General features: G+C 64.2%; 22 protein-coding genes. 11 read left to right on the forward strand and 11 right to left on the reverse strand.

What is annotated here, in order from left to right; translation table 11 throughout:
* Positions 1-56: 56 nt before the first annotated feature.
* Entirely contained in the window at positions 57-3,386 is a 3,330-nt protein-coding gene (carB, locus tag PVW27_RS08600) for a carbamoyl-phosphate synthase large subunit (protein WP_274556865.1), read from the reverse strand.
* 362 nt (positions 3,387-3,748) lie between these two features.
* On the opposite strand from carB, the gene bchJ (PVW27_RS08605) reads away from it, so the two are divergent.
* The 4 genes from bchJ (PVW27_RS08605) to aspS all read left to right on the forward strand — a co-directional run bounded on the left by bchJ (PVW27_RS08605) (position 3,749) and on the right by aspS (position 8,568).
* Positions 3,749-4,375: a bacteriochlorophyll 4-vinyl reductase gene (bchJ, locus tag PVW27_RS08605; protein ID WP_274556866.1), complete on the forward strand. Its 627-nt coding sequence runs from the start codon at positions 3,749-3,751 to the stop codon at positions 4,373-4,375.
* A gap of 63 nt (positions 4,376-4,438) precedes the next feature.
* Positions 4,439-6,103 (forward strand): magnesium-protoporphyrin IX monomethyl ester anaerobic oxidative cyclase, encoded by a 1,665-nt coding sequence (bchE, locus tag PVW27_RS08610; protein ID WP_274556867.1) that lies wholly within the window; start codon positions 4,439-4,441, stop codon positions 6,101-6,103.
* A gap of 3 nt (positions 6,104-6,106) precedes the next feature.
* Entirely contained in the window at positions 6,107-6,694 is a 588-nt protein-coding gene (bchJ, locus tag PVW27_RS08615; protein WP_274556868.1) for a bacteriochlorophyll 4-vinyl reductase, read from the forward strand.
* 86 nt (positions 6,695-6,780) lie between these two features.
* Positions 6,781-8,568 carry an aspartate--tRNA ligase gene (aspS, locus tag PVW27_RS08620; RefSeq protein ID WP_274556869.1) on the forward strand — a complete coding sequence of 596 codons (1,788 nt, stop codon included), beginning with the start codon at positions 6,781-6,783 and terminating at the stop codon, positions 8,566-8,568.
* Between the two features lie 249 nt (positions 8,569-8,817).
* Here aspS and PVW27_RS08625 read toward each other — a convergent pair whose 3' ends face one another.
* Together PVW27_RS08625 and PVW27_RS08630 are read right to left on the reverse strand one after the other, a co-directional pair.
* Entirely contained in the window at positions 8,818-8,994 is a 177-nt protein-coding gene (locus PVW27_RS08625) for a hypothetical protein (protein ID WP_274556871.1), read from the reverse strand.
* 157 nt (positions 8,995-9,151) lie between these two features.
* Positions 9,152-9,868: a response regulator gene (locus PVW27_RS08630; protein WP_274556873.1), complete on the reverse strand. Its 717-nt coding sequence runs from the start codon at positions 9,866-9,868 to the stop codon at positions 9,152-9,154.
* A 233-nt stretch (positions 9,869-10,101) separates the two neighbouring features.
* Between PVW27_RS08630 and mce the strand changes: the two genes are divergently transcribed.
* Both mce and PVW27_RS08640 read left to right on the forward strand, forming a co-directional pair.
* Positions 10,102-10,506, forward strand: a complete 405-nt coding sequence (gene mce, locus PVW27_RS08635; protein ID WP_274556875.1) for a methylmalonyl-CoA epimerase — start codon at positions 10,102-10,104, stop codon at positions 10,504-10,506.
* Positions 10,506-10,781 (forward strand): DUF1467 family protein, encoded by a 276-nt coding sequence (locus PVW27_RS08640; RefSeq protein WP_274556877.1) that lies wholly within the window; start codon positions 10,506-10,508, stop codon positions 10,779-10,781. The genes mce and PVW27_RS08640 overlap by 1 nt, the downstream gene beginning before the upstream one ends.
* A gap of 19 nt (positions 10,782-10,800) precedes the next feature.
* On the opposite strand, the gene PVW27_RS08645 is transcribed toward PVW27_RS08640, so the two are convergent.
* The 4 genes from PVW27_RS08645 to PVW27_RS08660 form a co-directional block, all read right to left on the reverse strand.
* The gene (locus PVW27_RS08645) at positions 10,801-11,505 is read right to left on the reverse strand and encodes an EI24 domain-containing protein (protein ID WP_274556879.1); all 705 of its coding nucleotides are present in this window, start codon (positions 11,503-11,505) and stop codon (positions 10,801-10,803) included.
* A gap of 1 nt (position 11,506) precedes the next feature.
* Positions 11,507-12,085: a nitroreductase family protein gene (locus PVW27_RS08650; protein WP_274556880.1), complete on the reverse strand. Its 579-nt coding sequence runs from the start codon at positions 12,083-12,085 to the stop codon at positions 11,507-11,509.
* Positions 12,086-12,182: 97 nt separating this feature from the next.
* Complete coding sequence (locus PVW27_RS08655; RefSeq protein ID WP_274556882.1) at positions 12,183-13,304, reverse strand: class II histone deacetylase; 1,122 nt, start codon at positions 13,302-13,304, stop codon at positions 12,183-12,185.
* A gap of 136 nt (positions 13,305-13,440) precedes the next feature.
* Positions 13,441-13,677 (reverse strand): hypothetical protein, encoded by a 237-nt coding sequence (locus PVW27_RS08660; protein WP_274556884.1) that lies wholly within the window; start codon positions 13,675-13,677, stop codon positions 13,441-13,443.
* A gap of 161 nt (positions 13,678-13,838) precedes the next feature.
* On the opposite strand from PVW27_RS08660, the gene PVW27_RS08665 reads away from it, so the two are divergent.
* From PVW27_RS08665 to PVW27_RS08680, 4 genes are all read left to right on the forward strand, one after another.
* Positions 13,839-14,549 carry a M48 family metallopeptidase gene (locus PVW27_RS08665; protein WP_274556886.1) on the forward strand — a complete coding sequence of 237 codons (711 nt, stop codon included), beginning with the start codon at positions 13,839-13,841 and terminating at the stop codon, positions 14,547-14,549.
* A gap of 130 nt (positions 14,550-14,679) precedes the next feature.
* Positions 14,680-14,952: a DUF6455 family protein gene (locus PVW27_RS08670; protein WP_274556888.1), complete on the forward strand. Its 273-nt coding sequence runs from the start codon at positions 14,680-14,682 to the stop codon at positions 14,950-14,952.
* Positions 14,933-15,262, forward strand: coding sequence for a DUF6455 family protein (locus PVW27_RS08675; RefSeq protein ID WP_274556890.1), 330 nt, complete (start codon positions 14,933-14,935; stop codon positions 15,260-15,262). Before PVW27_RS08670 ends, PVW27_RS08675 begins: the two co-directional genes overlap by 20 nt.
* Positions 15,262-15,513: a DUF6455 family protein gene (locus PVW27_RS08680; protein WP_274556892.1), complete on the forward strand. Its 252-nt coding sequence runs from the start codon at positions 15,262-15,264 to the stop codon at positions 15,511-15,513. Before PVW27_RS08675 ends, PVW27_RS08680 begins: the two co-directional genes overlap by 1 nt.
* Here the strand turns inward: PVW27_RS08680 and PVW27_RS08685 are convergent.
* The 3 genes from PVW27_RS08685 to PVW27_RS08695 all read right to left on the reverse strand — a co-directional run bounded on the left by PVW27_RS08685 (position 15,503) and on the right by PVW27_RS08695 (position 17,642).
* Entirely contained in the window at positions 15,503-15,892 is a 390-nt protein-coding gene (locus PVW27_RS08685) for a thiol-disulfide oxidoreductase DCC family protein (RefSeq protein WP_274556894.1), read from the reverse strand. The genes PVW27_RS08680 and PVW27_RS08685 overlap by 11 nt on opposite strands.
* Positions 15,893-15,966: 74 nt before the next feature.
* Positions 15,967-16,752 (reverse strand): ABC transporter permease, encoded by a 786-nt coding sequence (locus tag PVW27_RS08690; RefSeq protein ID WP_274556896.1) that lies wholly within the window; start codon positions 16,750-16,752, stop codon positions 15,967-15,969.
* Complete coding sequence (locus PVW27_RS08695) at positions 16,749-17,642, reverse strand: ABC transporter ATP-binding protein (RefSeq protein ID WP_274556898.1); 894 nt, start codon at positions 17,640-17,642, stop codon at positions 16,749-16,751. Before PVW27_RS08695 ends, PVW27_RS08690 begins: the two co-directional genes overlap by 4 nt.
* A gap of 110 nt (positions 17,643-17,752) precedes the next feature.
* Between PVW27_RS08695 and PVW27_RS08700 the strand changes: the two genes are divergently transcribed.
* On the forward strand, positions 17,753-18,565 hold the full coding sequence (locus PVW27_RS08700; protein WP_274556899.1) for a LytTR family DNA-binding domain-containing protein: 813 nt from the start codon (positions 17,753-17,755) through the stop codon (positions 18,563-18,565).
* A 4-nt stretch (positions 18,566-18,569) separates the two neighbouring features.
* Here PVW27_RS08700 and rimO read toward each other — a convergent pair whose 3' ends face one another.
* Positions 18,570-19,949, reverse strand: a complete 1,380-nt coding sequence (rimO, locus tag PVW27_RS08705; RefSeq protein WP_274556901.1) for a 30S ribosomal protein S12 methylthiotransferase RimO — start codon at positions 19,947-19,949, stop codon at positions 18,570-18,572.
* Positions 19,950-20,154: the final 205 nt, after the last annotated feature.

A 20,154-nucleotide genomic window follows, 5' to 3' on the forward strand; every position in this document is an offset into this window, starting at 1 on the left:
ATGACCAGATCCAATGATCATTTAATGCATGGTTTTCAGGGGCCTTGCCGGTCGGGTCAGCCTTGCAGCGGCATTACGGTGAAATCGCCTTCTTCGCGGGCGCGCATGGCCAGGGCTGCAGCATGGCTACCCGCTGCGGTTGTGAAGTAGGGGATCTTGTCGTAAAGCGCGACCTTGCGGATCTCGCGGCTGTCTTCGACGGCCTGCGCGCCTTCGGTCGTGTTCATGACCAGCGTGATGCCGCCGTCCTTGAGCATGTCCACCACATTGGGGCGCCCCTCATAGACCTTGTTCACCACGTCGCAGGCGACGCCGTTCTCCTCAAGCCATGCGGCGGTGCCGCGTGTGGCGACAATCGTCAGACCCAGCGCCGTGACGATCTGCGCGGCCTCGACCATATCGGCGGTCTTGTCGGCGTCGCGGATCGAGATGAACACCTTGCCTTCGCGCGGCAGATCGGTGCCGGCCCCCAACTGCGCCTTGAGGAAGGCGAGCGGGAAGGACACGTCCCAGCCCATCACCTCGCCGGTCGAGCGCATTTCCGGGCCAAGGATCGTGTCGACGCCGGGGAAGCGGGCGAAGGGCAGCACCGCCTCCTTGACCGAGAACCAAGGCATCGCCGGATCGGCCAGAGTCAGCGGATCGGCCATGGGCAGGGTGCCGGGCTTAGCGTCCGCAGGATAGGGGCCGCGATGGGGGAAGTTCGACATCGGCTCCCCTGCCATGAGACGCGCGGCGATCGAGGCGATGGCGGAATCTGTTGCCTTGGCCACGAAAGGCACGGTGCGCGAGGCGCGGGGGTTCACCTCGATCAGATACACCTCGTCGTCCTTGATCGCGAATTGCACGTTCATCAGGCCGACAACGCCAAGGGCCAGCGCCAGTGCTTCGGTCTGTTTGTGAACCTCGTCGATGATGTGCCGGGGCAGGGAGTAGGGGGGCAGCGAACAGGCGCTGTCGCCGGAATGCACACCCGCTTCCTCGATATGCTGCATCAGGCCCGCCACATGCACGGTCTTGCCATCGCAGAGCGCGTCCACATCCATTTCCACGGCACCTGACAGATAGCTGTCGAGCAGGACGGGGCTGTCGCCCGACACGACCACGGCCTCGCGGATGTAGCGTTCCAGATGGGCCATGTCGCGCACGATCTCCATCGCGCGGCCACCCAGCACGTAGGAGGGGCGGATCACCAGCGGGAAGCCGATATCTTCGGCAATGGCCAGCGCCTGCGCGTCGGTGGAGGCGATGCCGTTGCGCGGCTGTTTCAGGCCAAGACGCTGGACAAGCTGCTGGAACCGCTCGCGGTCTTCGGCAAGGTCGATGGCGTCGGGCGTGGTGCCAAGGATGGGGATACCTTCCTCGTAAAGCGCATTCGCCAGTTTCAGCGGGGTCTGGCCGCCGAACTGGACGATCACGCCGTGCAACGTTCCGTTGGTCTGTTCGACCCGCAGGATTTCCATCACATGCTCGAAGGTCAGCGGTTCGAAATAGAGCCGGTCCGACGTGTCATAGTCGGTGGACACCGTTTCCGGGTTGCAGTTGATCATGATGGTTTCATAGCCCACGTCCGACAGCGCAAAGCAGGCGTGGCAGCAGCAATAATCGAACTCGATCCCTTGACCGATGCGGTTGGGGCCCCCGCCCAGAATGACCACTTTCTTGCGGTCAGAGGGGCGGGCTTCGCATTCCACATCGCCCATCGCGGGGGCTTCATAGGTGGAATACATGTAAGGCGTCTGCGCTTCGAACTCGGCGCCGCAGGTGTCGATCCGCTTGAACACGGCATTGACACCAAGGTTCTGGCGGGCGCGGCGGACGTTCGCTTCGGTCCGGCCTGTCAGATGGGCCAGACGCGCGTCGGTAAAGCCCATCATCTTGAGCTTGCGCAGACCGTATTCGGTGACAGGAAGACCGTTCTTGCGGACCTCATCCTCGGCCTCGACGATTTCGCGGATACGGGCCAGGAACCACGGATCGAACATGGTGGTCGCGTGGATTTCGTCATCGGTAAGGCCGTGGCGCATGGCCTGCGCGATGGTGCGCATCCGGTCGGGCGTGGCCTTGGAGATGGCCTTGATCACGGCGGATTTCTCGGGTGCGCCTTCGATCTCGACCTCGTCAAAGCCGGTCAGGCCGGTTTCCATCGAGGCCAGCGCCTTTTGCAACGATTCGTGGATGGTGCGGCCAATGGCCATCGCCTCGCCCACGGATTTCATCGCGGTGGTCAGGTTGGGCTGGCTGCCGGGGAATTTCTCAAAGGCGAAGCGGGGGATCTTGGTCACGACATAGTCGATCGTCGGCTCGAAGCTGGCAGGCGTCACCTTGGTGATGTCATTGTCCAGCTCGTCCAGCGTATAGCCGACGGCCAGTTTCGCCGCGATCTTGGCAATCGGGAAACCCGTCGCCTTGGAGGCCAGCGCGGATGAACGCGACACACGCGGGTTCATCTCGATCACGACCATGCGGCCATCGGCGGGGTTGATCGCCCATTGCACGTTCGAGCCGCCGGTTTCCACGCCGATCTCGCGCAGAACGGCGATCGAGCCGTTGCGCATGATCTGATATTCCTTGTCGGTCAGCGTCAGGGCGGGGGCGACGGTAATCGAATCGCCCGTATGCACCCCCATCGGATCGACGTTTTCGATCGAGCAGACGATGATGGCGTTGTCGGCCTTGTCGCGGACCACCTCCATCTCGAACTCTTTCCAGCCGAGCAGGGATTCATCGACCAGAATCTGCGCCATGGGCGAGGCTTCCAGACCGGACCGGCAGTAATATTCATAATCGTCGCGGTTATAGGCCACGCCACCGCCGGTGCCGCCAAGGGTGAAGGCAGGACGGATGATGGCGGGCAGGCCGATCTCTTCCAGCGCGTCCATGGCCTGTTTCAGACCAGCGGCGATATCGTATTTGCCGTTTTCCTTCTTGGGGGCGGCGACGATGGTGGCCTTGGGGTTCTCCAGACCGATGCGGTCCATCGCTTCGCGGAAAAGTTTGCGATCCTCGGCCATTTCAATGGCCTGACGGTTCGCGCCGATCAGTTCCACGCCGAATTTCTCAAGCACGCCCATGTCCGCCAGCGCGAGACTGGTGTTCAGGCCGGTTTGCCCGCCCATCGTGGGCAGCAGCGCGTCGGGGCGTTCCTTTTCGATGATCTTGGCCACAACCTCGGGGGTGATCGGCTCGATATAGGTGGCGTCGGCCAGACCCGGATCGGTCATGATCGTCGCGGGGTTCGAGTTGACGAGGATGACCCGGTAGCCTTCCTCGCGCAGCGCCTTGCAGGCTTGCGCGCCGGAATAGTCGAATTCGCAGGCCTGTCCGATCACGATGGGACCGGCTCCGATGATCATGATGGAGGAGATATCGGTTCTTTTCGGCATGTCGGTCCCCTTATGGCGCGGCGCATCAGGGAGGTGGCGCCCGCGCGGCAGCATGGCGCAGCGGGGCAGCCCCGCGCGCAAATTCTCGTGGGTTATAGACATCCCAAGATGCGGCGCAAGTCCTGTTTGGCGGTGGAAACTTCGGTTTTTTCGCAGGGCCCGCAGCCCTTGAATTCATGAATTTGCATACTTATGTCAACTTTGATTGACAAGTTCGGGTCATGGTTGGCGTTGCGACGCCGCTTTTTCCTTTTTAACCCATCTTCGCTTTCGATGAGGAAACTGTCCCGTCCCATCACATGGGCGCGGAGGGAAGGAACCTACATGGCACCGCCGCTTCGGCAGCTGCAAGGATATCGACCATGACCGCCCCTACGGCCGGTTTGCTGCGCGCGCCCCGCCGCAAGGGCATGATGGGGTCGCAGACGGTTTTGCCGCTGGTCGCGGCGGTCGAGCGGAGGCTGGGCACAGAGGCTGTGGCACAGCTTCTGGATGAGGCGCGTTTCCTGCACCTGCCCGATCCGGGCGAGCCCGTGCGTGAACGGCAGGTGGCGGTTCTGCACCAGTCGCTGCGCCGCAACCATCCCGACACGGCGGAAGAGATTCAGCGCGAGGCAGCCCGCGACGCGGTGGAATGGATCATGGCCAACCGGATGCCTGCGCGGGCGCGTCTGTTGCTGACGAATATGCCCTATCCTCTGGCCGTCTGGATGCTGGGGCGGCATGCGGTGCAGAACGCCTGGACCTTTGGCGGCTCGGGCAAGTTCAGCATTCTGGGGACCAACGAATTCCAGTTGATCGACAACCCGACTGTGCGCGGGGAGCACAGCGCCAGTCCTATCTGTGTCTGGCACGAGGAATTGTTCCAGCACACTTTCCGCCGGATGGCGCATAGCCGCCTGCGCTGCGTCGAGACGTCCTGCATGGCCGCCGGGGCCGATGCCTGTCGATTCCGGCTGGAAATGGAGCCCGCCCCCTCGGGCGCTTGATCTGTGTCAATCTAAGTTGACATTTAATGTGTCAGATTTCCTGAAAATCTCAGGGAGTCTGCCATGCGCATTCTGTTCGTTCACCCCAATTACCGCTCGGGCGGGGCCGAGATCGCCGGAACCTGGCCGCCTGCCTGGGTGGCCTATCTGACAGGCAGCCTGCGACGTGCGGGTTTCGACGACATCCATTTCATTGACGCGATGACCGACAATATTGCGGATGACGATCTGGCGCGGCGGATGGCGGCGCTGGACCCGGATGTGGTGGGCGTCACCTCGATCACACCGTCGATCTACCGGGCCGAGGACGTCTTGAGGCTGGCGCGCGATCATTGCCCGCGCGCGGTGCGGATGATGGGGGGCGTGCATGCGACCTTCATGTTCAAGCAGGTCCTGTCCGAGGCCCCTTGGGTCGATGTGATCGTGCGCGGCGAGGGTGAGGAGATCCTGACCGAGTTGATGTTGACAGTCGAGGATGGCCGCTGGCCTGCGGATCGTCACAAGATCAAAGGCATTGCCTTTGCGGAAGGTGATCAGATCGTGGCCACGCCCGCCGCCAGCACGGTCAAGGATCTGGACGGGATTGATCCGGACTGGTCGATTCTGGAGTGGGAGAAATACAAATACATCCCCCTGAACACCCGCGTCGCCATTCCGAACCTTGCGCGGGGCTGTCCCTTTACCTGTTCATTCTGCTCGCAATGGAAATTCTGGCGCGATTACCGCGTGCGCGATCCGAAAAAGGTCGTGGACGAGATCGAGAACCTTGTGAACAATCACGGCGTCGGCTTCTTCATACTTGCCGACGAGGAACCCACGATCAACCGCAAGAAATTCATCGAATTCTGTCAGGAGTTGATCGACCGTGGCCTGCCGGACCGGGTGAAATGGGGCATCAACACCCGCGTCACCGATATCTACCGCGACAAGGACCTGCTGAAATTCTATCGCAAGGCGGGGCTGGTACATGTGTCCCTTGGCACCGAGGCGGCGGCGCAGATGAAGCTGGATATCTTCAACAAGGAGACGAAGGTCGAAGAGAACAAGACCGCGATCCGCCTGCTGCGCGAGGCTGATATTCTGGTGGAGGCGCAGTTCATCGTGGGGCTGGACAACGAGACGCCAGAGACGCTGGAAGAAACCTACAAGATGGCCTGGGACTGGCAGCCCGATCTGGCGAACTGGTCGATGTATACGCCCTGGCCTTTTACCCCATTGTTTCAGGAGTTGAAGGATCAGGTCGAGGTCTTCGATTTCAGCCGATACAATTTCGTGACGCCCATCATGAAACCCGCCGCCATGACGCGGGGCGAGCTGCTGGACGGGGTGATGAACAATTACCGCCGCTTCTACATGAAAAAGGCGCTGTTCCATTACCCGTGGCGCGGCACCGGGTTTCGGCGGCGCTATCTGCTGGGATGCCTGCATGCCTTTCTGAAGGCCGGGTTCGCGCGCACCTTCTATGATCTGGGCAAGGTCGGCTATACGGGGCCGCAGTCCAAGAACAAGCTGGATTTCCATTTCGACGAGACCCGCACCATCGCCGAGGCGCAGATGGAGGATTGGGAAGCCTCGGCCGACAAGGCCGCGCGGGCTGCCGAACGCCGCGTGGCGCTGCGCGCGCAAGGCAAGGAGCGCGCGGTGGAGCGGGCCAAGGGGTTCAAGATGCCCAACGGGGCCGAGGTGAAAGCCTGCGGCGGCGGGGCTGATCAGATGGAGGATGTCTGATCCATGCAGGTGCCGGGGACGGGGCTGATCGGGCCGAATGCGGTGCTGCAACTGGTGCCGCTGCTGGACCGGGCGGGCGGGTCTGACTGGCGCGCGGTGCTGATGGCGCAAGCGGGGATTGCGGCGCTGCCCGATGGCAGCGGCATGATCCCCGAAGGTCCCGTGGCGCGGCTGCATCAGGCGATGCGCCGCGACCGGCCCGATCTGGCGCCGGGCCTTGGCTGGCAGGCAGGGCTGGCGACGGGGGATTACATTCTGGCCCATCGCATCCCGCGGGCTGTGCAAATGCTGCTGAGGGCGCTGCCGTGGCGGATCTCGGCGCGGGTGCTGTCACAGGCGATTGCCCGCAATGCCTGGACCTTCGCCGGATCAGGGCAGTTTCTTGTGATCACGCCGCAGGTGTTCGAACTGCGCGCCAACCCCCTGTTGCGGGGCGAGGTGGCGGATCATCCGGTCTGCGACTGGCACCGGGGCGTCTTTACGCGGCTCTATCAGCGCCTTGTTCATCCGGCCCTGACCTGTGTCGAGACACGCTGTTGCGCCATGGGGCACGCCTCCTGTCGGTTCGAGATGCGCCGGGATACACGCTGAGCGCCATGTTTTCGGGCTGATCCCTTGACTTCCAAGCGCGGGCGCGGTGTATCGGGCCAACCGATTTACCCCGAAGGGACCGTCCCATGCACGCCTATCGCAGCCATACCTGCGCCGTTTTGAACATCTCTCACGTGGGCCAGACGGTCCGCCTGTCCGGCTGGGTGCACCGCGTGCGCGACCATGGCGGCATCCTGTTCATCGACCTGCGCGATCATTACGGCATCACGCAGGTGCTGTGCGACCCGGACAGCCCGGTGTTTGCGCAGGTGGAAAAGGTGCGTTCCGAATGGTGCATCCGCATCGACGGCGAGGTGAAGGCGCGCGATGCGTCACTGGTGAACCCCAAGATCCCCACCGGCGAGGTCGAGGTATTCATTCGTGATATCGAGGTGCTGGGGGCCGCGAAAGAACTGCCGCTGATGGTCTTTGGCGATCAGGAATACCCCGAAGAAACGCGCCTGCGCTACCGCTTTCTTGATCTGCGGCGCGAGGCGATGCAGCGCAACATGACGCTACGTTCGGACGTGGTGGCGTCCATGCGCAAACGCATGTGGGACAAGGGTTTCCGCGAATATCAGACGCCGATCATCACCGCCTCCAGCCCCGAAGGCGCGCGGGATTTTCTGGTGCCCAGCCGTCTGCATCCGGGCAAATTCTATGCCCTGCCGCAAGCCCCGCAGCAGTTCAAGCAACTGCTGATGGTGTCGGGGTTCGATCGGTATTTCCAGATCGCGCCCTGTTTCCGCGACGAGGACCCGCGCGCCGACCGCAGCCCCACGGATTTCTACCAGCTGGACATGGAGATGTCCTTTGTCACGCAGCAGGATGTGTTCGACACGATCTCGCCCGTGATCGCAGGTGTGTTCGAGGAGTTCGGCGGGGGGCGCAAGGTCGATGCGCCGCAGGATTGGCCGCAGATTTCCTATCGCGATTCCGCGCTGTGGTATGGCACCGACAAGCCCGACCTGCGCAACCCGATCAAGATGCAGGTCGTGTCCGAGCATTTCGCGGGGTCTGGTTTCGCGATCTTCGCCAAACTGCTGGAGCAGGAGGGCACCCAGATCCGCGCCATCCCCGCCCCCGGTGGCGGCAGCCGCAAATTCTGCGACCGGATGAACGCCTTTGCCCAGAAGGAAGGTCTGCCGGGCATGGGATACATCTTCTGGCGCGAGGCCGAGGATGGATCGGGCATGGAAGCAGCCGGTCCGCTGGCCAAGAACATCGGACCGGAGCGGACCGAGGCGATCCGCCAGCAGCTTGGTCTGGGCGTAGGCGATGCGGCCTTCTTTCTGGGTGGCAAGCCCAAGCAGTTCGAAAGCGTGGCAGGCAAGGCGCGCACCGTCATTGGCGAGGAACTGGGCCTCACCGAAAAGGATCGGTTCGCCTTTGCCTGGATCGTCGACTTCCCGATCTACGAGCAGGACGCGGAAACCGGCAAGATCGACTTCGAGCATAACCCCTTCTCCATGCCGCAGGGCGGGATGGAGGCGCTGATGGGCGATCCCTTGGCCGTGCGCGGGTTCCAGTATGATCTGGCCTGCAACGGCTATGAGCTGGTGTCGGGGGCGATCCGTAATCACAAGCCCGAGATCATGTTCAAAGCCTTCGAGATTGCAGGCTATGGCAAGGACGAGGTCGAGAAGCGCTTTGGCGGCATGGTCAACGCCTTCCAATATGGTGCGCCGCCCCATGGTGGCTGTGCGGCAGGGATCGACCGGATCGTCATGCTGCTGGCCGACGAGGCGAATATCCGCGAGGTGATCTTGTTCCCGATGAACCAGCGGGCCGAGGACCTGATGATGGGCGCGCCCAGCGAGCCGCTGAGCCAGCAGTTGATGGAACTCAACCTGCGCGTGATCCCGCAGGATTGACCGCAATCGGCGCGGTCCTTCTGGGCGCGCGAAAAGTTGAAAATGTGACGGGCGGGGCGGTAAAGGGCGGCTCCGCCCGTGTCATTTGGACAGGATGGTGCAACCCCGGCAGGTGACAATCGGCTGTGATCTGATCCCGTTCCGGCGGAAATGCCGTTCAGCATCAGGCTGTCCCCCGTGACCAGTCCGCCCGGGCGCCGCGTCATAAGGTTCTGCTGCTGCGCGGATGGCTGGCGGCGGGGCGGCAGATCAGTCGGATGTGTCGGTCATGTGGTCCGCCGTGCCCTGCGCCAGGTCCAGCGTACCGGTTTCCGTCGCGAAGAAGGCCGCGACCCCCAGCATGAGGACGCCCGCGACCAGCACCACCCATTCCGCGCTGACCGCCCCCAAATCGTCACGCGAAAAGGCCACAGGACGTTTCACCATCTTCAACTCCAGAGCGCGGGATGCGCCATCATCCGTTCAATCCCATGCTTCTGCGCCCGGATTGTGGCGGGTTTGCGAAGGGAAGCGGTGCAGCAATCGGGCAAATGGTAAAGCAGACGTGACGCGGAGCCTGCATACGTGACGCAACCGGCACCGATCAGATCGCGACCCGGTCTGACAATCTGTCCTGCAACAGCCCCGCCAGATGCGCCAGATCCGAGCGCAGCGGGCGGCCGCTTTGATGTGCGAGGCGCAGCGATCTGTTCGCCTCCAGCAGGGGATGATCCCCGGCCAGCCCGGCCACGCCTTCAAGAAACTGGGTCACATAGTCCAGAACGCCTGCATTCTCGCCGGATCCCAGCAGGTCGGCGACATGGGCCATGTCATCGCGATAGGCGATGCTGTCGGGGCTGACAACCTCGTCCTGGAGCGGGCGGGGGCTGTTGATCTGACGTTCCGGCGGCAAGTGGCTGAGGATCTCTGACTGAAAGAAGGCGAGCGATTGCAAAGGCTTTTCCAGAAAGCCATCCGCCCCCGCTGCAAGGCAAAGCATCCGCGCGTGATCATCCGCGCTGATGCCAAGGATCACCCCGATCCGGGGCGTGGCGGCATGTGCTTCGGCGATCAGATCGACGCCCGACCCATCCGGCAGGCCCAGATCAACGATCAGCACCGAGGGGCGATAGACCTGCAGGTGCCGCCGCGCCGACGTCAGGCAATCGGCCCGCCTGATCCGCGCGCCCGAGCGCATGCAAAGCAGGCGCATCGCTTCCGAGGCATAGCGGCTGTCTTCCACCAGCAGCACGGTCAGGCCCAACAGTGGCCGCGCCACCGAGGGGAAACGCATGGTCGAGAAGGGATCGCGGTCATCCATTGTGTCATCCTGTCGTCCGAGTGAGCCATGGGCGCGAGGCGGGGCCTTGGCCAGACACAGGTCCGACTCGCCTTCTCAGACTGGTCGAATCATCCCTAAGATGGGGTTAACGCCGCCGCGCCCACAGCGCCTTGAGCACACTGCGCGCCGATGCCGCCCCCGGCGTGTCTTGCCTTGATCGCGCGGGAAGGCCATATGCGGACAGAAGAGCCGCTTGAGAACAGGAGTTGCCCATGATCGGACGCCTCAACCATGTCGCTATCGCTGTGCCGGACCTGGCTGCGGCCTCGGCGCAATATCGTGACGCGCTGGGCGCAAAAGTCGGTGCCCCGCAGGACGAACCCGATCACGGGGTGACGGTCGTGTTCATCGAACTGCCCAACACCAAGATCGAACTGCTTTACCCCTTGGGGGAAAACAGCCCGATCAACGGGTTTCTGGAAAAGAACCCCTCGGGCGGCATCCATCATGTCTGCTATGAGGTCGATGACATCATCGCGGCGCGCGATCATCTGAAATCCACGGGTGCGCGGGTGCTGGGGTCGGGCGAGCCGAAGATCGGCGCCCATGGCAAGCCGGTGCTGTTTCTGCATCCCAAGGATTTCAACGGCTGTCTGGTCGAGTTGGAGCAGGTCTGATGGCGATCACATCCGCCCTCGTACTCTATGCGGTGCTGTGGTTCATGACCTTTCTGGTCGTGCTGCCGATCCGCCTCAAGACCCAAGGTGATGTGGGCGAGATCGTGCATGGCACCCATGCTGGCGCGCCGCATGAGCCGCAGCTGAAAAAACGCGCGCTCATCACGACCGCCGTGGCCTTTGTGCTGTGGGCGATCATCGCCTATGTGATCATCTCGGGCACACTGACGGTGCGGGATATCGACTGGTTCGGGCGAATGGCCCCGCGCGGATAAGGGTGACTGCGCGGAGGCCTCAGCCCCGCGCGCGTAGCCCGTGGAACACATGGGTGAAGGTGGCGGCCCCCAGCACGGGCACGGCAAGGTTGATCAACGGGATCGACAGCGGCATCGCCATGAGCACGCCAGCCAGCCAGACCGTGCCACCGTGGCGTTTGCGCATCTGCGCCGCCCCGGCCCGCCCCAGATGGCGTATGGCCACAAGCGTAAAGTATTCCCGCCCCAGCAGAAAGCCGTTCAGACCCCAGAAGATGAAGAGCGCCACGGGCGAGAAGATCAGATACAGCAGAAGCGCCACGATATTCGCGGCGATCATCACACCCAGAAATCCGATGGAATCGCGCAGGGCCTCCAGCAGAGGAATATCCTGTCCGGGGCCTGCCTGCGGATAGTGACGGGCCTCGACCGCATCCGCGACCCGGTCCAGAAACAGCCCCGACATGGCCGAGGCGACCGGCACCATCAGCACCACCGACAGCAGGATCATGACAACCGGGCCGGACCATCCGGCCAAGGTGGCGACCCACGTCACCTCTCCGATCCAGGGCAGGGTGAGCCCATCGCCCGCCCACCACAGCAAGAAGGCCTGCACCCCCGCCGATGCCAGCGCCAGCAGGATCAGCGCAAGGCCGATGCCCCACCAGAGCACACGCGACAGGCGGCGATCACCCAATTGGCGCAACGCCTTGACGAAGCTGGACAGGATCAGCGCGAGTCCCATCCTATGACCTGTGCCATGTGACGATCCGGTCCAGATCGGGACGCGGCCTGTCTGGCGGGGCGCTGGATTCGGTGCCGATATGGATAAAACCGGCGATGCGCTCATGGTCGGACAAATCCAGCGCATCGGCCATGAAGCCACGGTCATGGCTGGGCCAACCCGAAAGCCAGTTGGCGCCCCAGCCGCTGGCCAGGGCGGCATTGAGCAGCGCAAGACAGACGCCACCCACGGCATAGGTCTGCTCGATCTCGGGGATCTTGTCCGAGGGTTTGCGCACCTCGATCACCGCGACGGCCAGATGGCCCGTTTCGAACTGCTGCGCGCCCTTGTCGGCCTGCTCGCCGTCCAGCCCAAGGGCCGTGGCGCGCGCGCGGGCGTGGTCGCCCAGACGGCGCAGGGCGATCCCTTCCAGCACGATGAAGCGCCAGGGCTCGAGCTTGCCGTGATCGGGGCTGCGGCTGGCGGCGGTCAGGATCGGCATCAACTGTTCGGGCGTGGGCACGGGCAGACCAAGGGTCTTTGCCGGGCGCGAGCGCCGGTTCAGCAGGAAATCAAGAGCGGCGGGATTGGGATCAGGCATCGGGGGTCCTTTGTTGACCTCGGGGCAGTCGCTTGGTCCGCGCGGCGGGGCGGGCGGACTGGCTTGGTCTCTTATGTCGGGGCTGCGGCGCGCGGGGTCAAGGTTGCGCGGGCAGGGGCAGCAGGGTTTGCGCCATCTCGTCGATCAGCGACCCGACAAAGGCGTCCATCCGCGCCGACGGCTGCCGGGCTGCCACGATGGGCGCCATGGGATCGGGGGCGTCGATGTCGCTGCGCGCCAGTTCCTGAATGACGGCATGGCCACAGAAGGGGACGTAGGCCTCGGAATATCCGCCCTCATGGACCATGACCAGCCGCCCCGCGCATAGCCTTTCGGCCGCCGCCATCACCTGCCGCGTCATCATGCGGAAGGTGTCGGCGGTGGCCAGCATCCGCGCCAGCGGATCGAAACAGCCCGCGTCATAGCCGCAGGCGATGATGATCATGTCGGGGCGGAACTGGTCCAGCGCGGGCAGGACGATCCGCTCCATCGCGGCCAGATAGGTGACATGGCCCGCGCCGGGGGGCAGGGGAATGTTCAGGTTGAATCCCATCCCCTCGCCTTGTCCGCGATCCTCGACAAAACCGGTGTCGGTGGGATAGTTGCGATCCTGATGCAGGCTGATGGTCAGGACATCGGCGCGGTCATAGAAGACCGCTTCGGTTCCGTTGCCGTGATGCACGTCCCAGTCAATCACGGCGATGCGGCCATGATGGCCAGCGGCGCGCGCCGCACCGATGGCGATGCCGATATTGTTCAGCAGGCAGAAGCCGTTCGGCCAGTCCGGCAGGCAGTGATGCCCCGGCGGGCGCGACAAAGCATAGGCGTTTTCGCAATCGCCATTCCAGACCGCCAGCAACGCCGCCTTGGCCAGACCCGCCGAAAGGGCCGCGATCTCGAACCCGCCCTTGGCAAAGGGCGTGCGCAGGCCCAGCTCGCCGCCGCCCATGTCGGACATGTCCTTGAAGCGCTTGAGAAACTCTTCCGGATGCACGCGGGCCAGATCCTCCCAACTGGCGGGCGCGGCGCGGCGCATGTCCAGATGATCCGAAAGGCCCGTGACATCCAACAGGTTCTTGAGCCGCCGCTTGGTCTCGGGATTTTCGGGCAGGCCCCCCGCCGCCAGAGGCTGCACCAGCCCGCCCAGCGGCAGCGTCAGCGCATAGTTTCCGCCCGCATGCCAGAAGCAGCGCTCATCCCAGAAAAAACCCGTCCCCATGTCATCCCCGCCTGTTGCGTCCTGCGTCAAATATCCCCGCCCGCGGCGGAAAGTCCATCGGCCTCACGCGTGGTGCGCGCGGCACGGGCGGATGCCTCCGGCGGGGATATTTAGGGCAAAAAGAAGCCTGTCGCCCTCAGGTCTCGCGGCGCAGGTGATAGACGCCTTCGGGCAGGTTCAGCGCGGCGGCCAGATCGCGCAGCTGTGTCATCGACAGCGTGACGCGCCGCATCTCGTTCAGTCTGGGATCGAACTGTTCGATGGTCACGCAATCCTCGAAGGCATTGACGATGACATCTTCCTGCAAATGGCTTTCACCCTCGTCGACAAGGGTGATCACGGTGGCGTCGAATTCGTGTTCGATAGTAAACATGCCGCCAGCTTACGGCAGGAATTAGTCAATGCAAGCCCGGCCTGTCAGCGGGATCACGCGCGCGCGGGACCCATGTCATGTCAACTGCGCGTGAGCAGGTCTGGCGTCCCGCTGTGGGGCTGCTAATGATAGACTTCGGTTTTCTGACAAAAGGGATGCAGATGCGCTGGTTTGTTCTTTCGGCCATGATGATGCTGGCGGGGTGCGTCAGCCCGGTCACGCAGCCCGAGGCGTCGCGCCCGGGCATGGTGCAGCCTGTCGCCTCTGGCCCTGTCCAGCCGATCACACCGCAGCTGTTCCAGCAGGTCCAGGCCCGTGTGCAGCCGGTGGCCGAGCAGGAATGCCGCCGTCAGCGTGCCAATACGATCTGCGATTTCCAGATCGTGGTGGACAGCCGCCCCGGCCAGCCGCCCAATGCCTTCCAGACGCTGGACCGCAACGGCAACCCGGTGATCGGTTTCACCGTGGCGCTGTTGAACGACATGCGCAACGCGGACGAACTGGCCTTTGTTATGGCGCATGAGGCGGCGCATCACATCGCGGGTCATATCCCGCGCCAGCAGCAGAACGCCGCTGCCGGTGCGGTGATCTTTGCCGGACTGGCTTCGCTGACGGGGGCCGATACCGGGGCGATCCGCTCGGCGCAGGAGCTGGGCGCCACGGTGGGCGCGCGCACCTATTCCAAGGAATTCGAACTGGAGGCCGATGCTCTGGGCACCGTTCTGGCGGCGCGGGCGGGTTTTGATCCGCTGCGCGGGTCCGAGTTCTTCAATCGCATCCCTGATCCGGGCGACCGGTTTCTGGGCAGCCATCCCCCCAATGCCGACCGCGTCGCCACCGTGCGACGCACCGCTGCGGGGATGGGTCTCTAACTTCGTTTGATCCATTGCGGCGTCCGTGATCCGCGCGCTTGATTCAGGTCAAGGCGCGCACCCCGCCTGTCGTGCTTTCCTGACGCTATCCCATCCGCTTTCGGAGATGGGACTGGGTGAGGAGAAGCAGATGCCGTCACAGAACACATTGCGCCGCCACGCGGCTTTGGTGGACCGGATGGCCAGCGCGCGGGGCGTGGATCTGGAAGAAGCCGTGATGCGCGGTCAGCTGGCCGTGGATGCCTTGCCCGACATGGTGCTGCGCTGCACGGGTTGCGCCAATCCCAAAGGCTGCGAGGGTTTCCTTGCCGAGAGGGAGGCTCTTGGCGCCGATCACCCTGCACCGGACACACCCTATTACTGCCGGAACGCCGGGGTCTTTGATGATCTCGGACGGCGCTGAAGCGACGGGCGGAGGCGCGCGTATGGGCGTGGTTCTGGGACTTGGTGATCCGGACCGGCATTTCTGGCTGGCGCGTTCGGTCGCGCGGGTCATGGGGGTAGATCTTGGGGCTGCGCTGGCGCGGGGGGATCTGCCCTGCGAGGACTATCGCGCCATGGTCAACCGCTGCCGGACCTGCCCGCTGGTTGCCGCCTGCGAAAGCTGGCTTGCCGCCTCGGGCGGGCGGGCCGAAACACCGCCGCCGGGATGTCTGATCTCGGGGGACCTGACACAACTGAAACGCCGATTTCCAAACAAGGGAGCCCACTGATGGGACTGTTGAACAAGATCGACCACCGCGCCGATGTGATGAACCGTATGGCCGAAACGCTGGACGTGGATTTCGCGGCGGCCATTGCGGAGCATCCCGAAGCGGTGCGCGAGTATCGTCAGGCGGTGCTGCGCTGTGTGGCCTGCGGTCATGAAGGGGAATGCACCGCATGGATGGCGGAGCACCCCCATGCTGCCCAGGCACCGGACTATTGCCGCAACAAGGACATCATGGCGACGCTCAGGGCCTGAGCGTCTGCGTGGCCCGGCGCTGCCGTCGCAGATGGCTGCGGTAGAGCAGGGGCGCGAGGATGTGGTCATAGACCAGCGTGGCGGCCTGTCGGATTCCCGGCAGCGCCACGATCCGTGCCAACCAGCGATAGCGGGGCATCTGCTGCCACAGGGTGATGAAGGCCGGGATGCCTGACAGAACCCGCCCCTCACGCACCACATGCAGGCGCCGTGCGGCCTGATCGGCGGTGACGCCCCACATCCCCAGATCGACGCGGTTCAGATCATCGAAGCCGATGGCCAGACCTTCGCGCCCGGCATAATCGGCGTAATGGGTGATTTCCGCCCGGCAGACCGGGCAGGCGTGGTTGTAGAGAACGCGGGTGTCTGGCTGGGTCATGCCTGGCAGGTAGCGGGACGGGGCTGCGGGACAAGCCCTGTCCCATCGTGGGACAAAAATCGAGATGAATGAATTCAATGGGTTGCACGCGGGCCTTCAGGATATTTTAACGATTGGAGTGGTTTTGCAGGCAGAAGGGCGCGGCGTTGGCGCATCTGCGCGACACTGACAAGGGCCGCTGCGGCCAAAGTCCATGCGGCCAGCAAGCCAAGATCCTGTGCCGCCCAGGCGCGACCCTCGATCGCGGCCCAAGCCAGTTCGCCCATGGCCCGTGTCGGCGTCCAGACCGAGATGGCGTTGATCACACCCGGCATGACCATCGGCGGCACCCAGAGCCCGCCCAGATAGGCCAGTGGCAGATAGATCAGGTTGGCCAGCGGCACCGCCGCGCGGGCCGAGGCGACGGAGCCCAGAGCGATGCCCATGATCGTGGCGGCCACCGTGGCCATCAGGCAGACCGCGGCCAGCCGCGCCCATGCCATGGCGGGCAGGCTGATATCGGTCATGGCCAGCGATACCGCGACGACCAGCGCCACGGCGATGGCCACGAAGATCACAGAGGCCAGAATCCGCGCGAGCCATAGAAACCCGGCAGGGCCGGGCAGGCTGCGTTGCCATGTGGCGAAGGGGCTGGCGCGATCCTGCGCGACACTCACGCCAAATTGGAAAAACCCCACCCCCAGCACGGCATAGACCGCGAAAGAGGCCATCGCATGGCTGGCCCATGCCCCGCCGCCGCTGTTGGCCCCGAAAAAGGCATAGAGCATGGCCGGGAACAGGACCGTGGGCACCCAGAAGCCCGGTTGGCGGAACAGGATGCGCAGCGTCAGCTTGGTTTCGGCAGAGAGGTGGCGGGTCATGGGCGGCTGTCCTTGTGTTGCAGGCGGTCGATCAGGTCTTTGAGGTCAAGCGGGTGCAGGGTGAGGTTGGCAAAGGGCAACCCTTCGGTGACCATGCGGCGCAGCGTGGTGTCGCTGTCGGTGGTTTCGGCTTGCCAGCGGGCACCGTCCGGCGTGGCCAGCAACCACGGAGGCGGCATCCGGCCCGGTGGCAGATCGAAAGCCAAGCGGGTGATGCGGGTCTGAGCGCGGATCGTGTCGATCCGGCCAGACAGCACGATCTCGCCCCTGTCGATGAGGGCGATCGTGTCGCAAATGGCCTCGATCTCGTCCCAGTGATGCGAGGTCAGCACCAGAGCGCCGCCCTGCGCGACATAGGCGCGGGCCTGTATGCGAAACCGATCCTGAGCAGCACTGTCGAGGCCGGATGTGGGTTCATCCAGAAAGACCAGCCGAGGCTGGCCCACGAAGGCCAGCGCCAATGCGACGCGGCGCATCTGTCCGCCCGAAAACCCCGCGATGCGGCGGTCGATCAGGTCGTTCAGGCCGAAATCACGGATCAGCGCGGAAATGTCGGGCGCCGTGCCATAACGGGCGGCGGCATAGGTCAGAATCTCGCGCGGGGTGATCTGATCGGGGAAATCCGTGGCCTGCGGCGTGGCGCCAGACAGGCGGCGCGCGGCGGGGCTGCCTGCGGGATGACCGAAGATCAACGCCTGTCCGGTATCGGGGGCGCGCAGGCCCATCAGCAGGGACAGCGTGGTGGATTTGCCCGCGCCATTCGTGCCCAGCAGGCCAAGCGCCTGACCCGGTGCCAGATCAAGGTCGATGCGTGACACGGCCTGCACCGGGCCGAAGCGTTTGGCCAATCCGCGGGCATGGATGGCAAGGTCTGTAAGGGTATCCGTCATCTGCTTTCCTTGGGCTTGCAACTTTCTGGGCAGACCCTATTCAATCGGATCAGTTGCAGGCCAAGGCAGGTTACGTGTCCGACATGAAAAACCCCGCGAATGACGGCCCCATGTCGTTGACGCTTCGCCAAGTGCAGGGGATGGCGCGCGGCGTGGCCTTCTGGATCGTTGTCGGTGGTGCGGTGCTGATCGCGGCCGTCGCCGGGCCTTACTACACGCTGGAGCGGCTGAGTTTTCCGGAACGTCTTGTCTATTGGGGCATGGTGATCGGGGTGTCGTCGCTGGTCATGACCTTCCTGTCGGTGCTGGCCCACCGGGTGACCGCGGCGCGGGGGTGGAACTGGGCGCTGGTGGCGCTGCTGGCCGGGACGGCGGGGGTTCTGCCGGTTTTGGGCACGGTCTGGCTGGCCGATGGATTGGCCACCGCATTCGGATCAGGCGGGGTGCGGATCGGGACGCTTGCGGCCTATGTCGCGCCATCGGTGATCGGGGTCACCTTGGCGGTCAATGCCTATATCGAGGTGCAGGAGCGCCGCGCCCCGTTGGCCAGCGCCGTGCCGCAGGCAGTGTCCGGCCAAGCGGCGCCGACAGTCTTGCAGGGCAAGCTGCCCCATCATCTGGGCCGCGAGATCGTGGCGGTGCGGGCGCAGGATCATTATCTTGAGGTTACCACGCCCAAAGGCAGTTGCATGGTGCTGATGCGGTTGGGCGATGCGGTGCGCGATCTTGAGGGGTTGAACGGGATGCAGGTGCATCGGTCGTGGTGGATCAACCTTGCGCATGTCGCGCGGACCGAGAGGGGCGCGAATGGCCCCGAGATTGTCCTGACTACGGGCGGGCGTGTGCCCGTGGGGCGCAGCTATCGCGCGGCCTTTCGTGCGGCGGTGACGCCCGGTGCCGCGAATCTCAGGGTGCAGGGCTGAGGCCTTAGATCAGCCGACCCCAGAGATCATATTCCCCGGCCTCGTCCACCTCGACGCGGACGATGTCGCCGACGTTCAGTGCAGCGGTGCCCTCGTCGATGAAGAGGTTGCCGTCTATTTCCGGCGCGTCGGCCCATGTGCGGCAGGTGGCGATCCCGTCTTCGTCGATATCGTCCACGATGGCCTCGATCACGCGGCCCACCTTGGCGGCCAGTTTCGCCTCGGATATGGCTTGGGCCTTTTCCATGAAGCGGTCCCAGCGGTCCTGTTTGACCTCATCCGGCACGTGGTCGGGCAGGGCATTCGAGCGGGCACCTGCGACGTTTTCGTATTGGAAGCAGCCGACACGGTCGAGCTGCGCCTCGTCCAGCCAGTCGAGTAGGGTCTGGAACTCCTCCTCGGTCTCGCCGGGGTAGCCGACGATGAAGGTGGAGCGCAGGGTGATATCGGGGCAGATGTCACGCCATGCGGCGATCTCGTCCAGCGTCTTGGCGGCGGCGGCAGGGCGGGCCATGCGGCGCAGCACGTCGGGGTGGGCATGCTGGAAGGGGATATCCAGATAGGGCAGCACGCCAGAGGCGGGATCGGCCATCAGCGGGATCAGGTCGCGCACATGCGGGTAGGGGTAGACATAGTGCAGGCGGACCCATGCGCCGAGCGAGCCCAGATCGCGGGCCAGATCGGTGATATGGGCGCGGTGACCATTGGCGGTGGCGTGTTTCAGGTCCAGCCCGTAGGCCGAGGTGTCCTGCGAAATGACCAGCAGTTCCTTGACCCCGTTCTGCACCAGACGTTCCGCTTCGCGGATCACCGCATGGGCGGGGCGGCTGGCAAGGCGGCCGCGCATGTCGGGGATGATGCAGAATTTGCACTTGTGGTTACAGCCCTCGGAAATCTTGAGATAGCTGTAATGGCGCGGTGTCAGGGACACGGCGGATGCGGGCAGAAGGTCGATGAAAGGATCGGGCGAGGGCGGCACGGCGCGGTGGACGGCGTCCAGCACCGCCTCGTATTGATGGGGGCCGGTGACGGCCAGAACCTTGGGGTGCGCGCCGGTGATGTAGTCGGGTTCTGCGCCCAGACAGCCGGTGACGATGACGCGGCCGTTTTCGGCCAGCGCTTCGCCAATGGCATCGAGGCTTTCGGCCTTGGCGCTGTCCAGAAAGCCGCAGGTGTTCACGATGACCGCATCGGCCCCCGAATAATCGGGGCTGATGGCATAGCCTTCGGCGCGCAGGCGGGTCAGGATGCGTTCGCTATCCACCAGCGCCTTGGGGCAGCCGAGGCTGACCATGCCGATGGTCGGCTGGCCGGGGCGGGGGGCATCCGTGATCAGCGCGCGCGGCGCGAGGTCGGGGCGAAGGCTGGGCGGGTTATGAGTCATGGCGCGCGTATACTGCGGGGGCGACCGCGTGGAAAGCGGGATTCATGCGCGACGCCTTGCCGATATTTCGGTCCGCAGGGGCGTGACAGTCCCGACAAGGCGCGCTAACGTGCCGCCATTGACGGAGGATGCGCCCCATGTATCGCGGGATCTGGTTTACCTGAGCACATTGGCCCGGCTGACGGGCATTGTGGGTGCGCTGCCG

Source organism: Seohaeicola sp. 4SK31, assembly GCF_028802875.1.
Taxonomy (GTDB): Bacteria; Pseudomonadota; Alphaproteobacteria; order Rhodobacterales; family Rhodobacteraceae; genus Seohaeicola.

What these genes read in the sequence shown, in the direction of transcription:
- carB (WP_274556865.1), bottom strand. Translation starts at nt 3,386, where the DNA reads ATGCCGAAAAGAACCGATATCTCCTCCATCATGATCATCGGAGCCGGT.
- bchJ (WP_274556866.1), top strand. Translation starts at nt 3,749, where the DNA reads ATGACCGCCCCTACGGCCGGTTTGCTGCGCGCGCCCCGCCGCAAGGGC.
- bchE (WP_274556867.1), top strand. Translation starts at nt 4,439, where the DNA reads ATGCGCATTCTGTTCGTTCACCCCAATTACCGCTCGGGCGGGGCCGAG.
- bchJ (WP_274556868.1), top strand. Translation starts at nt 6,107, where the DNA reads ATGCAGGTGCCGGGGACGGGGCTGATCGGGCCGAATGCGGTGCTGCAA.
- aspS (WP_274556869.1), top strand. Translation starts at nt 6,781, where the DNA reads ATGCACGCCTATCGCAGCCATACCTGCGCCGTTTTGAACATCTCTCAC.
- PVW27_RS08625 (WP_274556871.1), bottom strand. Translation starts at nt 8,994, where the DNA reads ATGGTGAAACGTCCTGTGGCCTTTTCGCGTGACGATTTGGGGGCGGTC.
- PVW27_RS08630 (WP_274556873.1), bottom strand. Translation starts at nt 9,868, where the DNA reads ATGGATGACCGCGATCCCTTCTCGACCATGCGTTTCCCCTCGGTGGCG.
- mce (WP_274556875.1), top strand. Translation starts at nt 10,102, where the DNA reads ATGATCGGACGCCTCAACCATGTCGCTATCGCTGTGCCGGACCTGGCT.
- PVW27_RS08640 (WP_274556877.1), top strand. Translation starts at nt 10,506, where the DNA reads ATGGCGATCACATCCGCCCTCGTACTCTATGCGGTGCTGTGGTTCATG.
- PVW27_RS08645 (WP_274556879.1), bottom strand. Translation starts at nt 11,505, where the DNA reads ATGGGACTCGCGCTGATCCTGTCCAGCTTCGTCAAGGCGTTGCGCCAA.
- PVW27_RS08650 (WP_274556880.1), bottom strand. Translation starts at nt 12,085, where the DNA reads ATGCCTGATCCCAATCCCGCCGCTCTTGATTTCCTGCTGAACCGGCGC.
- PVW27_RS08655 (WP_274556882.1), bottom strand. Translation starts at nt 13,304, where the DNA reads ATGGGGACGGGTTTTTTCTGGGATGAGCGCTGCTTCTGGCATGCGGGC.
- PVW27_RS08660 (WP_274556884.1), bottom strand. Translation starts at nt 13,677, where the DNA reads ATGTTTACTATCGAACACGAATTCGACGCCACCGTGATCACCCTTGTC.
- PVW27_RS08665 (WP_274556886.1), top strand. Translation starts at nt 13,839, where the DNA reads ATGCGCTGGTTTGTTCTTTCGGCCATGATGATGCTGGCGGGGTGCGTC.
- PVW27_RS08670 (WP_274556888.1), top strand. Translation starts at nt 14,680, where the DNA reads ATGCCGTCACAGAACACATTGCGCCGCCACGCGGCTTTGGTGGACCGG.
- PVW27_RS08675 (WP_274556890.1), top strand. Translation starts at nt 14,933, where the DNA reads ATGATCTCGGACGGCGCTGAAGCGACGGGCGGAGGCGCGCGTATGGGC.
- PVW27_RS08680 (WP_274556892.1), top strand. Translation starts at nt 15,262, where the DNA reads ATGGGACTGTTGAACAAGATCGACCACCGCGCCGATGTGATGAACCGT.
- PVW27_RS08685 (WP_274556894.1), bottom strand. Translation starts at nt 15,892, where the DNA reads ATGACCCAGCCAGACACCCGCGTTCTCTACAACCACGCCTGCCCGGTC.
- PVW27_RS08690 (WP_274556896.1), bottom strand. Translation starts at nt 16,752, where the DNA reads ATGACCCGCCACCTCTCTGCCGAAACCAAGCTGACGCTGCGCATCCTG.
- PVW27_RS08695 (WP_274556898.1), bottom strand. Translation starts at nt 17,642, where the DNA reads ATGACGGATACCCTTACAGACCTTGCCATCCATGCCCGCGGATTGGCC.
- PVW27_RS08700 (WP_274556899.1), top strand. Translation starts at nt 17,753, where the DNA reads ATGTCGTTGACGCTTCGCCAAGTGCAGGGGATGGCGCGCGGCGTGGCC.
- rimO (WP_274556901.1), bottom strand. Translation starts at nt 19,949, where the DNA reads ATGACTCATAACCCGCCCAGCCTTCGCCCCGACCTCGCGCCGCGCGCG.